This is a genomic window from Streptomyces sp. YIM 121038 (assembly GCF_006088715.1).
GTDB lineage: Bacteria > Actinomycetota > Actinomycetes > Streptomycetales > Streptomycetaceae > Streptomyces.
In genome coordinates this window covers 8,306,242-8,319,290 of sequence record NZ_CP030771.1, presented here as the reverse complement: position 1 = coordinate 8,319,290, position 13,049 = coordinate 8,306,242, and the positions used below count along the sequence as shown (strand labels likewise).

At 75.6% G+C, this 13,049-nt stretch carries 12 protein-coding genes; 4 read left to right on the top strand and 8 right to left on the bottom strand.

The genetic code is table 11. The features are described 5' to 3' along the window. Window positions 1-3 precede the first annotated feature (3 nt). On the bottom strand, window positions 4-225 hold the full coding sequence (locus C9F11_RS34835) for a hypothetical protein (protein ID WP_216676986.1): 222 nt from the start codon (window positions 223-225) through the stop codon (window positions 4-6). Between the two features lie 193 nt (window positions 226-418). Further along, complete coding sequence (locus tag C9F11_RS34830) at window positions 419-1,642, bottom strand: CapA family protein (RefSeq protein ID WP_249402005.1); 1,224 nt, start codon at window positions 1,640-1,642, stop codon at window positions 419-421. 311 nt (window positions 1,643-1,953) lie between these two features. Between C9F11_RS34830 and C9F11_RS34825 the strand changes: the two genes are divergently transcribed. Continuing rightward, complete coding sequence (locus C9F11_RS34825) at window positions 1,954-2,469, top strand: hypothetical protein (protein ID WP_138963235.1); 516 nt, start codon at window positions 1,954-1,956, stop codon at window positions 2,467-2,469. Window positions 2,470-2,623: 154 nt separating this feature from the next. Continuing rightward, entirely contained in the window at window positions 2,624-3,247 is a 624-nt protein-coding gene (locus C9F11_RS34820) for a zf-HC2 domain-containing protein (protein ID WP_138963233.1), read from the top strand. An 80-nt stretch (window positions 3,248-3,327) separates the two neighbouring features. Here the strand turns inward: C9F11_RS34820 and C9F11_RS34815 are convergent, their stop codons facing one another. The 6 genes from C9F11_RS34815 to C9F11_RS34790 all read right to left on the bottom strand — a co-directional run bounded on the left by C9F11_RS34815 (window position 3,328) and on the right by C9F11_RS34790 (window position 10,989). After that, window positions 3,328-4,188, bottom strand: a complete 861-nt coding sequence (locus tag C9F11_RS34815) for a DNA-formamidopyrimidine glycosylase family protein (protein ID WP_138963231.1) — start codon at window positions 4,186-4,188, stop codon at window positions 3,328-3,330. A 3-nt stretch (window positions 4,189-4,191) separates the two neighbouring features. Then, window positions 4,192-5,145: an RNA polymerase sigma-70 factor gene (locus C9F11_RS34810; RefSeq protein WP_138963229.1), complete on the bottom strand. Its 954-nt coding sequence runs from the start codon at window positions 5,143-5,145 to the stop codon at window positions 4,192-4,194. 110 nt (window positions 5,146-5,255) lie between these two features. Beyond that, window positions 5,256-7,364, bottom strand: coding sequence for a SpoIIE family protein phosphatase (locus C9F11_RS34805; protein ID WP_138963227.1), 2,109 nt, complete (start codon window positions 7,362-7,364; stop codon window positions 5,256-5,258). Between the two features lie 74 nt (window positions 7,365-7,438). Beyond that, a complete protein-coding gene (locus tag C9F11_RS34800; RefSeq protein WP_138963225.1) occupies window positions 7,439-8,653 on the bottom strand; it encodes a DUF6777 domain-containing protein in 1,215 nt (404 codons plus the stop codon). A gap of 492 nt (window positions 8,654-9,145) precedes the next feature. Next, a complete protein-coding gene (locus C9F11_RS34795) occupies window positions 9,146-10,000 on the bottom strand; it encodes an ABC transporter permease (protein ID WP_138963223.1) in 855 nt (284 codons plus the stop codon). Then, complete coding sequence (locus C9F11_RS34790) at window positions 9,997-10,989, bottom strand: ATP-binding cassette domain-containing protein (protein WP_138963221.1); 993 nt, start codon at window positions 10,987-10,989, stop codon at window positions 9,997-9,999. The genes C9F11_RS34795 and C9F11_RS34790 overlap by 4 nt, the downstream gene beginning before the upstream one ends. A 135-nt stretch (window positions 10,990-11,124) precedes the next feature. On the opposite strand from C9F11_RS34790, the gene C9F11_RS34785 reads away from it, so the two are divergent. Continuing rightward, the gene (locus C9F11_RS34785; RefSeq protein WP_138963219.1) at window positions 11,125-12,342 is read left to right on the top strand and encodes a sensor histidine kinase; all 1,218 of its coding nucleotides are present in this window, start codon (window positions 11,125-11,127) and stop codon (window positions 12,340-12,342) included. After that, complete coding sequence (locus C9F11_RS34780; RefSeq protein WP_138963217.1) at window positions 12,339-12,992, top strand: response regulator transcription factor; 654 nt, start codon at window positions 12,339-12,341, stop codon at window positions 12,990-12,992. The genes C9F11_RS34785 and C9F11_RS34780 overlap by 4 nt, the downstream gene beginning before the upstream one ends. Window positions 12,993-13,049: the final 57 nt, after the last annotated feature.

Sequence of the window (13,049 nt, the reverse complement as noted above, 5' to 3'; positions counted from 1 at the left end):
CCGTCAGGGGGTGAGCAGGTCCGCGACGGCGCCCGCGAGCCCCCCGACGACGGTGCTCACGAAGTCCATCACCCACTGTCCGAGGTCGGTCGGGACGACGAGGACGACGAACAGCAGCACCACGCCCGCCATCAGCAGGTCCCCCGGCCGGCCGCCGGTCAGCGCGTGGCCGCGCAGGCGCAGCACGATGACGACGGCCAGCAGGAACGCCACGTTGATCGACATGCTCACCCGGCAGGCCTCCCGTCAGGTGTGGCCCCGGCGCGGCGCCGGACGTCCCCCCACCCTTCCTGGATAGCCACCGCCGGGCGCCGAGGTGGTCGCTTTACCCGTGATTGACGGGGAAAAGCCACCCCGAGGCCGGAATCGTGGGACGCGTGGTCGAGGCCCGCGCCCCGGCGGCCTCAGGGGGCGGCCCTCACTTCCCCATCACCAGGCCGTCCGCGGCGGCGCCCCGGCTGAGCACGACGCGGCGGATGCGGTCGCGCACGTCCCGTACGTCGGCGCCCCGGTCCAGGGCGGCGTTGAGGTTGACGACGCGTCCGGCTCCCGTGTCGAACCAGTGCGGGACGAACTCGGCCTTCGTCACCTCCCAGCGGCCGCCGGGCGCGGTGGGCGGGGCGAAGGTGAAGCGGCCGACGGTGCCCTGGTTGCCGCGCGGGTCGTGGGCGCCCTCGTGGTTGATCATGTCACCCGCGATCTGGTCGCCCATGCCGTAGATCACCCAGGTGCCGTTGACCTTCTGGTACGCCTGCGGGACGTGGGCGTGGGTGCCGAGGATCAGGTCGACGTCGGGGCGGCCCGCCGTGCGTGAGGCCGTCAACTGGCGGCTCAGGCGCAGCTGTTGGCGGTCGGGGGCGTCCTGCCACTCGGTGCCCCAGTGCAGCGAGACGACGACCACGTCGGCGCCCGCCGTCCGGGCGGCGCGCGCGTCGGCGAGGATGCGCGCGCGGTCGATGAGGTTCACCGACCAGGGCCTGCCCTTGGGCAGCGGGATGTCGTTGGTGCCGTACGTGTAGGACAGCTGGGCGACCTTCGCGCCGCCCGCGCGCAGCCAGGCGGGCGAGCGGCCCTCGGCGGCGGTGCGGCCCGACCCGGCGTGTTTGATCCCGGCCTTGTCGAGCGCCGCGAGGGTGCGGTGGATGCCGGGGGTCCCGGCGTCCAGGGTGTGGTTGGAGGCGGTGGAGCAGGCGTCGTAGCCGGTCGCCTTGAGGCCGGTGGCCACCTGGGGCGGGGACTTGAAGGTGGGGTAGCCGGTGTAGTCGCCGTTCGCGCCGTACACCGTCTCCATGTGACAGATCGCCAGGTCCGCGCGGGAGACGACGGGCCGGGCGCCCGCGAGCATCGGTGCGAAGTCGTAGCCCTCGCCGCCCGCGTCCGCCCGGGCCGTGCGGATGACCGAGGAGTGCGGCAGGACGTCGCCGGAGGCGACGAGCGTGAAGGGGCGGGCCCCGCCCGTGCTGCCGCCCGCCGCGGACAGGGCGGGCGCGGGCGGCCGCCGGGAGGCCCGCCGCTCGTCGTGGTCCGGCGCCGCGGAGGCGCCGCAGGCCGTGGTGGCGGCGGCCACCGCGGCCGCGAGGAGGGCCAGGGCCCGGTGAGCGGGCCGCGGAGAGGGGGCGGCGGCCCGGGTGCGCTGTGTCATCGGCCTGTCTTCCCTGGGAGAGGAACATATGAGGGGAAATCAGATAAACAGACACAGAGCGGGAGGAAGGCTTCGGTCAAGGACCGATGCCGCCCATATCACTGAAACGGACCTCAACACAGCGTGATCTGAGGGGAAAAACACAGAGCCGCCGACCTGCGACGAAACCGCACGCATGGTCAAGGCTCGGTAAAGCGCCTTGCTCAGCACCCCCGTTGGGTAATCGTCTTGGCTCATCCGTGTTCCGGGTTGGGGGGCCAGCAGCCGGTGACGCACACACGGAGCCTCGAAAGCTAGGAAGGCGGAGCGTGATGCTGCACGAGAGCACGGGCGGCACCGGAGGCCCCAGCGGAGACGAGCTGACGGTGCCGATGGCGTGGCTGTACGCCGAGTACATCGCGGACGAACTGCTGCGCACCGGCGACCTGATGCCGCCCACGTCGTTCGAGTACAGGGCGGGGCGCGACGCGCTCGCCCTCACCATCTTCCTGTCGGACACGCGCGGCGAGCTGTCCGGCATCCGCGTGGTCTCGCAGCTGGAGACCTGGCTGTCCCTGACGGCCCACGACACGGCGTGGCAGGAGTGGGTGCGCGAGCGCATGGACGGGGTCACCGCCGACGCGCTGGCCGCGCGCGGGCCCGCCCCCGACCTCGTGCTCGCCGAGGCCGCGTGGCGCTGGCTGGAGGAGACCGAACTCCTCGCGCCGGACCTGGACGCCGTGCCCGGCGGCGGCCCCGGGCCCGGCGAGGACGACGTGCCGAAGGTGTGGACCCCGGCGTGGCAGCTGGGCCTGCCGCTCTGCCACCTGGCGATCCAGCTGTTCTGACCGCCCCGCGGCGGGCACCGGCGGGGCCGTGCGCGGCCGCCCCGGTGCCGTGCCGCACGCGGGCGAGCGGTGGGCAGGCGGGCCCGTTGAGCGATGCGGTGGCCGATTCCGTACCCAAGGGCAGCACGGAGCACCCCCACCGACAAGGAACGCCATGAGGTCCCTGGAGCGGCACCGCGACGCCGGAGCCTACGCGCTCGGCGTCCTCGACCCGGCGGACGCCTTCCGCTTCGAGGACCACCTCGAGGACTGCCCGCGCTGCCGGGCAGGCGTCGACGACATCGCCCTGCCCGCCCGGATGTTGCGCGCCCACGGCCGCGAGCTGCCGCCCGTGCCCGGCCCGCTGCTGCTCGACCGTCTCGTCCGCGAGGCCGCGCGCTGCCGCCGGGTCCGGCGCAGGCGGTGGCTCGGGCCCCTCGCGGCCGGTCTGGCGCTCGCCGTCGCCGTCCCCGCGGCGGCCGTGCGCACCCCGGACGGCCCCGCTCCGCTGCGCGCCGCGGCGACCGACGCGGGCGGTGAGCTGGCCGCCGTGCTCACCGCGCGCGCCTCCGCCGGGGGCACCGCGGTCGACCTCAGGGTGCGGGACACGGCGGGGCGGCGCGTCTGCGCGCTCGTCGCCGTCGGGCGCGACGGCACCGAGGAGACCGTGACGACGTGGCGGGGCCCGGGACGGGCCCTGACGATCCACGGCGGTACGGGGCTCGGCCCCGACCGCATCGAACACTTCGAGGTACGGGCCGCGGACGGCGCCGGACTGCTCACCCTGCGCCCGCGCTGACGTGGGGCAACCCCGGCACAGGGGACCGGGGTTGCCTCTCCGCCGCCCGGCCGCGGCGGGCGCGGACCACCGCGCGCGGGCTACTTCAGGAACCGCGAGGTGCGGCGGTCGGCCAGGGGCTTGCCGCCCGTCTGGCACGTCGGGCAGTACTGGAGGGAGGAGTCCGCGAAGGACACCTCGCGGATGGTGTCGCCGCAGACCGGGCACGGCTCGCCGGTGCGGCCGTGCACGCGCAGGCCCGACTTCTTCTCCGTCTTCAGGCGGGCGGCGGCCAGACCGTGGGCGCGCGCCACGGCCGCGGTGAGGGTGGCGCGCAGGGCGGCGTACAGGCGGCTCGTCTCCTCGGCGGTGAGCCGGTCCGCGTGCTTGAAGGGGGACATGCGGGCCGCGTGCAGGATCTCGTCGCTGTAGGCGTTGCCGATGCCCGCGATCAGGCTCTGGTCGCGCAGCGCGCCCTTGAGCTGCCGCCGCTCGGCGGCCAGCAGGTGCGCGAGGCGGTCCTCGGTGAAGTCGGCGGCCAGCGGGTCGGGGCCCAGGCGGGCGATGCCGGGCAGGTCGGTGGGCGCGTCCGTCACGTACACCGCGAGGCGCTTCTGCGTCCCCGCCTCCGTCAGGTCGAAGCCCGCGCCGGTCTCCAGGGCCACGCGCAGCGCGAGCGGGCCCCGGCCCGGCCGGGGCGCGCCGCTCGGCAGCGGGTCCTGCCAGCGCAGCCAGCCCGCCCGCGCCAGATGCGTGACGAGCCACAGCCCGTCCGCGTCGACGGCCAGGAACTTGCCGTGGCGGGCCACCCCGGTGACCGTCCGGCCTTCGAGCTCCGTCACCGGGGGGTCGTACGTCTTCAGGACGCTCACCGCGACGGGCAGCACGCGGACGATCTCATGGCCGGTCAGCTCGCCGTCGAGGAACTCCCGCAGCGCCTCGACCTCCGGCAGTTCCGGCATCGCTCACCTCTCGTCGCGCCGCGTGTCCCTTTCGGCATCCTCACGCCGTGGGGCGCGCGCCGCATCCGCGGGGCGGTTCCGCTCCCCCCTGTCGAGGGCGAGCACCGTCCCGGCGCGGCGCAGCTTGTCGGGGTTGCGCATGCCGTACAGGCCGGTGATCCGGCCGTCGTGGATCTCGAAGGCGAGCAGCCAGTCGAGCGCGCCGTCGACGACGAACCGGGCCGCGGGCATGCCGTTGTAGGTGGCGTGCTCGAAGCGGGTCGTGTCGGTGCCCGCGCGGGCCACGCCGAGGGCGAACCGGGCGGCGTCCTCGCGGCCCGTGATCGGGCGGCGGGCGGCGACGGCCTTGCCGCCGCCGTCGGAGAGCACCACGACGTCGGGCGCGAGGAGGTCCATCAGCGGCTGGACCTCGCCGCCCGCCGTGGCGAGCAGGAAGCGCCGTACGACGTCGCGGGTCGCGGCGGAGCCGGGCTCGAAGCGGCGGCGCCGCGCGTGCACGTGGCGGCGGGCGCGGTGGGCGATCTGCCGCACGGTGACCTCGGACCTGCCGATCGACGCGGCGACCTCGCCGTGCGGGTAGCCGAAGACCTCGTGCAGCACGAACACCGCGCGCTCGGTGGGGTTCAGGGTCTCCAGGACCAGCATCATGGCCATCGACACCGACTCGGCCAGGATCGCGTCGTCGCTGACCTCGGGCGCGGTGCGGATCGGCTCGGGCAGCCAGGGGCCGACGTAGTCCTCGCGCCGCGCCCGGACCGAGCGGAGGTGGTTGAGGGCCTGCCGGGTCACCACGCGGACCAGATAGGCGCGCGGGTGCTCGACGTCCGCCGGGTCGACCGCGCTCCAGCGCAGATAGCTCTCCTGGAGCACGTCCTCGGCGTCGTCGGCACTGCCGAGCATCTCGTAGGCGATGGTGAACAGCAGCGGGCGGTGTGCGGTGAAGGCGTCCTCGGTCATGCGGCTCCTCTGCTCGACCGGCCACCGGGCTCGTTTCCCGGCCGCCCATCGAGACACGCCGCGCCGGGAAAGCGTGACGACCGGGCGCTGTGATCTCCTTCACGCCCCGGTCAGACGGCGCCCCGCGCCGGGACGACGAACTCGCACCACACGCACTTGCCGCTCCCCCGCGAGTCCACGCCCCACACGTCCGCGAGCCGGTCCACGAGCAGCAGACCGCGTCCGGAGACGCCGTCGTCGGAGGCCTCGCGCAGGCGCGGCAGCGCGCTGGAGGAGTCCTCGACGTCGACGCGGAGCCGCCGGTCGGCGCCGCTGACGACGCGCAGGGTGACGACGGCGGGCCCGTCGGTGTGCATCAGGGCGTTGGTGATCAGCTCGTCGGCGGCGAGTTCGATCTCGTCGGCCCGGCCCCGCGCGCCCCAGGCGCGGACGGCCGCGCGGATCATGTGCCGGGCCTCGGCGAGGCCGTCGGGGTCGCCGGGCGCGACGTGCTGCTGGAGCCGTCCGCCGGAGCGCGGCGCGTCCACCGCGACGCGGCGCAGCAGGAGCAGGGCCGTGTCGTCGTCGCCCCGGCCGTCGTCGACGCTGCCGCACAGCAGGTCGGCGAGGTGTTCCAGGTCGCGCGGGCCGGTGCTGACGAGCTCGGCCAGGGCCCGGGTGCCGTCGTCGAGATCGGCGCCGGGCTCCTCGACGAGGCCGTCGGTGTAGAGCAACAGGGTCTGGCCGGGGTCGAGTTCGAGGGTCGTGACGGGGTAGTCGAGCCGCCCGAACTCGGCGGAGAGGCCGAGCGGCAGTCCGCCCTCGACGGGCACCCGGCGGCAGGTGCCGTCGGTCAGCTGGAGCAGCGGGTCGATGTGCCCGGCGCGCACCAGCTGGACCACGCCGGTGGACAGGTCGGCCTCGACGTACAGACAGGTGGCGAAGCGGTCGGTGTCCAGCTCGTGCAGGAAGCCGGAGGCGCGGGCCACGACGGTGGCGGGGGTGTGGCCCTCGGCGGCGTACGCGCGCAGCACGATGCGCAGTTGGCCCATGACGGCGGCGGCGTGCGTGTCGTGGCCCTGGACGTCGCCGATGACGGCGCCGACGCGGCCGCCGGGCAGCGGGATGACGTCGTACCAGTCGCCGCCGACGTCGCGGCCGAGCGCCGCGCTGCGGTAGCGCACGGCGATGTCGGCGCCGGGCACGCCGGGGACGGTGCGCGGCAGCATGGCCTGCTGGAGGCCCTGCGCGAGGTCCTTCTCCTGTTCGTAGAACATGGCCCGCTGCAGGCTCTGCGCGATGCTGCTGCCGAGCGCCACGATGACGTTGCGCTCCTCGTCGGTGAAGCCGGTCCTGTCCTGGTAGAGCAGGCCGAGCGCGCCGATGGGCCGGGCCTGCGCGATCAGCGGCAGATAGGCGGCGGCCGTGATGCCCAGGTGCTCGATGTGCGGCCACAGGATCGGGTACGAGGACGCGAAGTCGGCCGGCGACTCGATGAAGCGCGGGGAGAGCGTGCGCACGGTCTCGCTCATCGGGTACGGCTCGTCGACGCGGGTGACGCGGGTGCCGGGCACGTAACTGCCGGACGGGCCCTCGGCGACGAGGCGGATCCGCCCGGACTCGACGAGGCCCATGACGATGTTGGACGCGCCGAGGTTGGCCAGGCCGTGCCGGTCCTTGAGGACGTCGATGACGTCGGCGACGGTCCGGGCGTGGGCGAGGGCCGCCGTGGTGTTCCGCACGATGCTCGTACGGCGGCGCCGGTCCGCCTCGGCCTCGACGCGTTCGCGGTGGGCCGTCCGCTCGCTGAGCTCGCGGGTGGCGTCGCGCACGATGCCGACGATGCGCAGCGGGCGGCCGGTGGCGTCGCGCAGGATGTGGCCCTGGGTGTGGGTCCAGTTCAGGGTGCCGTCGCGGCGGCGGACGCGGAAGTACGCGCCGTAGTTGAGGCTGCCGTCCTTCATGGCCTGCGAGACCTGGCTGTCGAGGCGGTGGGCCTCGACGGGCAGCACCCGCCCGGCGAGGCTCTCGGGCCGGTTGTCGAACTCCTCGGGGCGAAGGTCGAACAGGGCGAGGGCCTCCTCGTCCAGGAACAGCAGCCTGCTGCCCAGGTCCCAGTCGAAGCTGCCCATGCCGAGTCCGGGCCCGTAACTGGCGAGGAAACAGCGGGGGGCGGCGGCTGCGGAGCCGTCGCAGCAGCGCCGCACGGCCGCCTCGACACCTTCCGTGCCCGCGTCCATGGGCCAACGCTAGGCGCCCGCGGGGACGGCCGCACGCGCACGGCGTCGTCCCTGCTGGCGACGGTCGTCGCGGGTCATCCGGCGAAGGCGTCGGGGCCGGTGGGGCCGTCCGGCAGGCCGGGGACGTCCGGCACCGTCTCCCCGCCGACGCCGGGCCCGGTGTCCTGGCCGGGCGGCGGCACCACGTCGGTGTCGTCGGGCGGCGTCGGGGTGTCCGGCTCCAGGAGCGGGTCGGAGGGCGAGGGGCAGCCCGGCGGGAGCGGGGACGGGACGGCGTCCTCGGGGGTGCCGGTGCCGGGCGTGGGGCAGTCCGTGGACGTGGTGTCCTCGCCGGGGGTGGTGCCTTCCTCGGTGCCGTCGGGCTCCGGGCTGCCGTCCGAACCGGTGGGATCGGGCTCCTCGCTGCTCTCGTCGGGCGAGGTCGCGTCGGGCGAGGTCTCCTCCGGAGTCGTCCCGTCGGGCGAGGTCGGGTCGGTGGGCCCTGTGGGGGTCGGGTCCGGGGGCGGCACGGGGCGGTCGTCGCCGCCGTCCTCGTCGCCGGTCCGCCGCTCGATCCAGGTGTTGTTGACGATGTTGATGATCGTGATGTGGGTGATCGGGCGGGGCGCCGGGGTCACGATGATCACCTGGGTGGGCCGGTAGCCGCTCCAGGGCTCGCCGCTGTGGCGCGGGGCCTGGCGGAAGGCGACGGGCGGCTTCAGGGGGTTGCCGCAGGCGCAGCGCACCCGGGGCAGGCCCCGGTCGTCGACGAGGACGGCGGTGCCCGCCTGGAGCACGGACTGGAAGCTGTTGGCGTGTCCGTCGCGGTAGCCGTGGTTGGTGATCCGGGTGTCGGCGCGCAGCACGACCGGCGTGAGGCCGCGCAGATACGCGGGGATGCCGCTCCGCGCGATGCCCGACGCCTCGGCGAAGGCGGCGGCCTTGGCCCGGTCCGCGGTGAGGAAGTCGATCTGCCGGCCGACGTCGCAGCTGCCGACCCGGTGCGTGCCGCCGTACAGGCCCGGCGTGCCGCCCGCGAGGGAGCGCAGGCCCTGGTCGGTGGGCGAGGCGGAGCCGGTGGGCGAGGGCTGCGGCGAACGGGTGACGGGCGGGGGGCTCGCGGCGGCCCTGGCGGTGGACGCGGTGAAGGGGTCGGGCCCCTGGGCGGCGACGGGCTGGAGGAACAGCTCGCGCCCGCTCTCGGCGGTGTCCTTGGTGGTGGTGTCGCCGTCGCCCCCGGAGCAGCCGGAGGCCGCCAGGGCCACGGCTGTCGCGAAGGCCGTCGCGTACGTGCGGAGCGTCGCGCCCACGGGTGTCTCCCGCCTGTCGCCGGGCAGATTGCCCCCTATTGTCTGGACCGGGACCGGTCGGCCCGCAAGCGGAGCGGGGTCCCGGGGCGGGACGGGGCAGCAGTACGGGGCGGGGCCCCGAGCAGGCCCCTTGCGCGCGCCGGGCAGGGGCCCCGGCCCGCCCGGCAGGACGGGCGAGCAGCGGGGCCGGGCCCCGCGCGCGACCGGCAGGTGCCCGGACGGGGCGGGCGGAGCGGGGGCCCGGGACGGGCCACGGGCCCGGGACGGGCGGACCCCGAGCCGGGCGGGCCCCGGGACGGGCGGGCCCCGGGACGGGCGGGCCCCGGGACGGGCGGGCCCCGAGCCGAGCGGGCCCGAGCCGGGCGGGCCCCGAGCCGAGCGGGCCCCGAGCCCGGCGGGATGTGCGGGCTGGGAGCGCGGGCCGGGGTGGGCCCCCGCGGGCACCGCCCCGCGCCGCCGCTCCCGCTCACGGCTCAAGGGCACCGGCCCCGGTCACTGGTCCCTGCGGTGCACCCCCACCACCGTGATCAGTACCGCCGCCGCGGCCCAGGCCGCGTACACCGTCCATGCGCCGCCCGTCGACCACGGGAACGGGGTCACGAAGGTGTGCGGCTGCGTCAGGCGCTGCCAGGCCTCCAGCGGCATCGCGTGCGCCACCACCGCGGACCAGTACCGGTCGGAGGAGAAGACCACGGGCAGGACGAGGAGCGTGACGACGCTCAGGACGATCGTCGTGCCCATGTGCCGCACCAGCGTGCCGATCGCCATGCCCGTGAGCGCGCCGACGGGCAGCAGCAGCGCCGAGGCCGTGATGACGCGGAGGGCGCCGGGGTGGCCGAAGGGGACGCCGAGGCCGCGGCCGGACAGGATCGCCTGGGTGGTGGCGAAGGACGCCACCGCGATCAGCGCGCCGAGCACGGTCGTGACCGCGGCGAGGACGGCCGCCTTGGCCGCCATCACGGACCGGCGCGCCGGGACGGCCGCGAACGTCGTGCGGATGAGCCCGGTGCCGTACTCACCGGTCACGGTGATGGCGCCGACGGCTCCGGCCGCGAGCACGAGGATGGTGGCGGCGTTGCCGGTGAAGGCCTCCTGGAGCGCGATGCCGTCCTGGACGAAGTCGGCCCGGCTCCGCGCGTCGCGGTCCGTCCAGTAGCGGTAGGTGTCGTACGCCGTACCCGTGTTGAAGCCCACGACGGCGAGGAGGACGACCGCGTACGTCCACGGGGTGGAGCGCAGCGACCACAGCTTGAGCCACTCGGCGGCGAGCAGGTCGCGGAAGCGGGCACGGGGCTCGGCGGGCGCCGTCGCGGCGGCGTCACGGGGCAGGGTCAGGTGCGCGGTCATCGGGTCTCTCCGGGGTGGGCGAGGGGGCCGTCGGTACGGGCTGGGGCTTCACGGGTGCGGGCCAGGGCTTCTCCAGTGCGGGGCGGGGCGTCGCCGGTGCGGAATTCCGCGCTGTCCGCGGTGAGTTCCATGAAGGCGTCCTCCAAAGAGGCCTGGTGGGCCACCAGTTCGTGCAGCGGCAGGGCGTGGCGGCAGGCCAGGTCGCCGACCCGGCCCGCGTCCAGGCCGGTCACGGTCAGGCGCGGGCCGTCCCGCCGCACGGTCGCGCCCTGGGCGGTCAGCACCTGCGCGAGGTCCGCCGCGCGGGGCGTGCGCACCCGCACGCCCGCTCCGCTGCCGCGGGCCGCGAACCGCTCCAGGCTCTCCGCCGCGATGAGCCGCCCGCGGCCGATGACGACGAGGTCGTCGGCGGTGTGCTCCATCTCGGACATCAGATGGCTGGAGACGAAGACGGTGCGGCCCTCGTCGGCCAGGCGCCGGAACAGGCCGCGCACCCACAGCACGCCTTCCGGGTCGAGACCGTTGAGCGGCTCGTCGAACAGCAGCACCGGCGGGTCGCCGAGCAGCGCGGCGGCGATGCCCACGCGCTGCTTCATGCCGAGCGAGAAGCCGCCGATGCGGCGCCCGGCCGCCCCGGTGAGGCCGACGTCGGCGAGGACCTCCTCGACGCGGCGGCGCGGAATGCGGTTGGAGCGGGCGAGGACCGCCAGGTGCGCGGCGCCGGTGCGGCCCCCGTGCACGTCCCCCGCGTCGAGCAGCGCGCCCACGTGGCGCAGGCCCCGCGGCCGTTCGCGGAAGGCGCGGCCGCCGACGGTGACGGAGCCCGACGTCGGGTCGTTCAGGCCGAGGATCATGCGCAGGGTGGTGGACTTGCCCGCCCCGTTCGGCCCGAGGAACCCGGTGACACGGCCGGGGCGCACGCTGAACGTCAGGTCGTCGACGGCCGTGGTGGGGCCGTACCGCTTCGTCAGCTCCATGACTTCGATCATGGGGACAACGGTGCCGCCGCCGGGGGCCGTTCGGCATCGGACCGGGGCTGACACTTGGCGGGGCCCGGGTGTCGACCGTGGGTGTACACCCCTGGTCCGATGCCCGTTGTCGATCATCTGGTTACGATGCCGGGCATGTCCGCGACATCGGCCCCGCCCCTGCTCAAGCGCCGTTCCCCGGCCACCTGGATGGCGCTCGCCTGGTGTGCGGGCTCGGCGCTCACCTTCCTCTTCCGGTTCCGGCTGCCCGGCGAGTCGCAGCCGTCCGTCTGGCCGGGCGTGCTGCTCTTCCGGTGGGACGGCCTGGTGACCCTCGCGCTCGCGACCGCCGTCACCCTGGCGGGCTGCGTCCGCGTCGAACGCCGCCCGCTGCGGGGCCTCACGCTGCTGCTCGCCGGTTCCGCCCTGGGGGCGATGCCGCTGAGCGTGGGCGAGATCCCGCTGCTGCAGTTCCTCGCGGTCGACGTCGCCCTGTACTTCGTCGCCGCGTTCCGGCCGCGCAGGACCGGGGCCGTGGCCCTCGCCATGGCGCTCGGGACCCTGGCCGCCTATCTCGCCGTACGGCTCCTGAGCGGCTGGGTCGTCGGCACCTCCGCCGAGCTGACCGTCGCGCTCACCGCCGTCATCGCCTGGCTCCTCGGCCGGGCCACGCACGAGTCCCGCGCGCACGCCGAGCAGGTGCGCGCCCAGGCGGCCGCGCAGGCGGTCACCGCCGAACGGCTGCGCATCGCGCGCGAACTGCACGACATGGTCGCGCACACCATCGGCATCGTCGCCCTCCAGGCCGGTGCCGCCCGGCGCGTCATCGACACCCGGCCCGAGCTCGCGCGGGGCGCCCTCGGCGCGGTGGAGACCGCGAGCCGCGACACGCTGTCGGGCCTGCGCCGGATGCTCGGCGCGCTGCGGCAGGCCGAGCCGGGCGGGGCCGCCGACGCGGCGCCGCTCGACCCGAGCCCGGGGCTCGCGGACGTCAACCGGCTCGCCGCGCGGACGACGGCGGCCGGGGTCCGCGTCGACGTGCGCTGGCTGGGGTCGCCCCGGCCGCTGCCGCCGGAGGTCGACGTGTCGGCGTACCGGATCATCCAGGAGGCGGTCACCAACGTGGTGCGGCACGCGGGCACCGCGTCCTGCCGGGTGACCGTGGAGCGCCACCGCAAGGAGCTGCGGATCGAGGTGGTCGACGAAGGCAAGGGCAAGGGCACCGGCGCGGGGGACGGCCAGGGCTCCGGCTACGGGCTGCTCGGCATGCGGGAGCGGGTGAGCCTGCTGCACGGCGACTTCTCCGCGCGGCCCTGCCCCGGCGGCGGCTTCCGGGTCGCGGCGCGCCTTCCGGTCCCGGCGGGTGCGCGATGACGGTCCGCGTGCTGCTCGTCGACGACCAGCCCCTGGTGCGCACGGCCCTCAGCATGGTCATCGCCGAGGCCGAGGGGCTCGACGTCGTCGGCGAGGCCGGGGACGGCGCCGAGGCCGTCCGGCTCGCCGGGGAACTCGCGCCCGACGTCGTGGTGATGGACATCCGCATGCCCGGCGTGGACGGCATCGAGGCCACCGGCCGGATCACCGCGGCCGGGAGCGCCACCAGGGTCGTCGTCCTGACGACGTTCGACGACGACGAGTACGTGTACGGGGCGCTGCGCGCCGGGGCGTCGGGGTTCCTGGTCAAGGACATGGCGCTCGACGACATCCTGGGCGCGGTGCGGGTCGTCGCGGCCGGGGACGGCCTGATCGCGCCGAGCGTCACCGGCCGCCTCATCAAGGAGTTCGCGGTCCGCCCGCGGGCCGCGGCCGCCCCGGCCCGGGAGGTCACCGGCATCACCGAGCGGGAGCGCGAGGTGCTCACGCTCGTCGGCAGCGGCCTGTCCAACACCGAGATGGCCGAGCGCCTGTGCATCAGCGTGGCCACGGCGAAGACGTATGTGACCCGGCTGCTCGCCAAGCTGGGGGCGCGCGACCGGGTGCAGCTGGTGATCATCGCGTACGAGGCCGGGCTCGTGACGCCCTAGGGGCCGCCGCGCGCGGCGCGGGCCGACGGGACCGGTGGCTCACTCAGCGTCACAATG

What these genes read in the sequence shown, in the direction of transcription:
- C9F11_RS34790 (WP_138963221.1), bottom strand. Translation starts at nt 10,989, where the DNA reads ATGATCGAAGTCATGGAGCTGACGAAGCGGTACGGCCCCACCACGGCC.
- C9F11_RS34795 (WP_138963223.1), bottom strand. Translation starts at nt 10,000, where the DNA reads ATGACCGCGCACCTGACCCTGCCCCGTGACGCCGCCGCGACGGCGCCC.
- C9F11_RS34825 (WP_138963235.1), top strand. Translation starts at nt 1,954, where the DNA reads ATGCTGCACGAGAGCACGGGCGGCACCGGAGGCCCCAGCGGAGACGAG.
- C9F11_RS34835 (WP_216676986.1), bottom strand. Translation starts at nt 225, where the DNA reads ATGTCGATCAACGTGGCGTTCCTGCTGGCCGTCGTCATCGTGCTGCGC.
- C9F11_RS34820 (WP_138963233.1), top strand. Translation starts at nt 2,624, where the DNA reads ATGAGGTCCCTGGAGCGGCACCGCGACGCCGGAGCCTACGCGCTCGGC.
- C9F11_RS34815 (WP_138963231.1), bottom strand. Translation starts at nt 4,188, where the DNA reads ATGCCGGAACTGCCGGAGGTCGAGGCGCTGCGGGAGTTCCTCGACGGC.
- C9F11_RS34830 (WP_249402005.1), bottom strand. Translation starts at nt 1,642, where the DNA reads ATGACACAGCGCACCCGGGCCGCCGCCCCCTCTCCGCGGCCCGCTCAC.
- C9F11_RS34780 (WP_138963217.1), top strand. Translation starts at nt 12,339, where the DNA reads ATGACGGTCCGCGTGCTGCTCGTCGACGACCAGCCCCTGGTGCGCACG.
- C9F11_RS34785 (WP_138963219.1), top strand. Translation starts at nt 11,125, where the DNA reads ATGTCCGCGACATCGGCCCCGCCCCTGCTCAAGCGCCGTTCCCCGGCC.
- C9F11_RS34805 (WP_138963227.1), bottom strand. Translation starts at nt 7,364, where the DNA reads ATGGACGCGGGCACGGAAGGTGTCGAGGCGGCCGTGCGGCGCTGCTGC.
- C9F11_RS34810 (WP_138963229.1), bottom strand. Translation starts at nt 5,145, where the DNA reads ATGACCGAGGACGCCTTCACCGCACACCGCCCGCTGCTGTTCACCATC.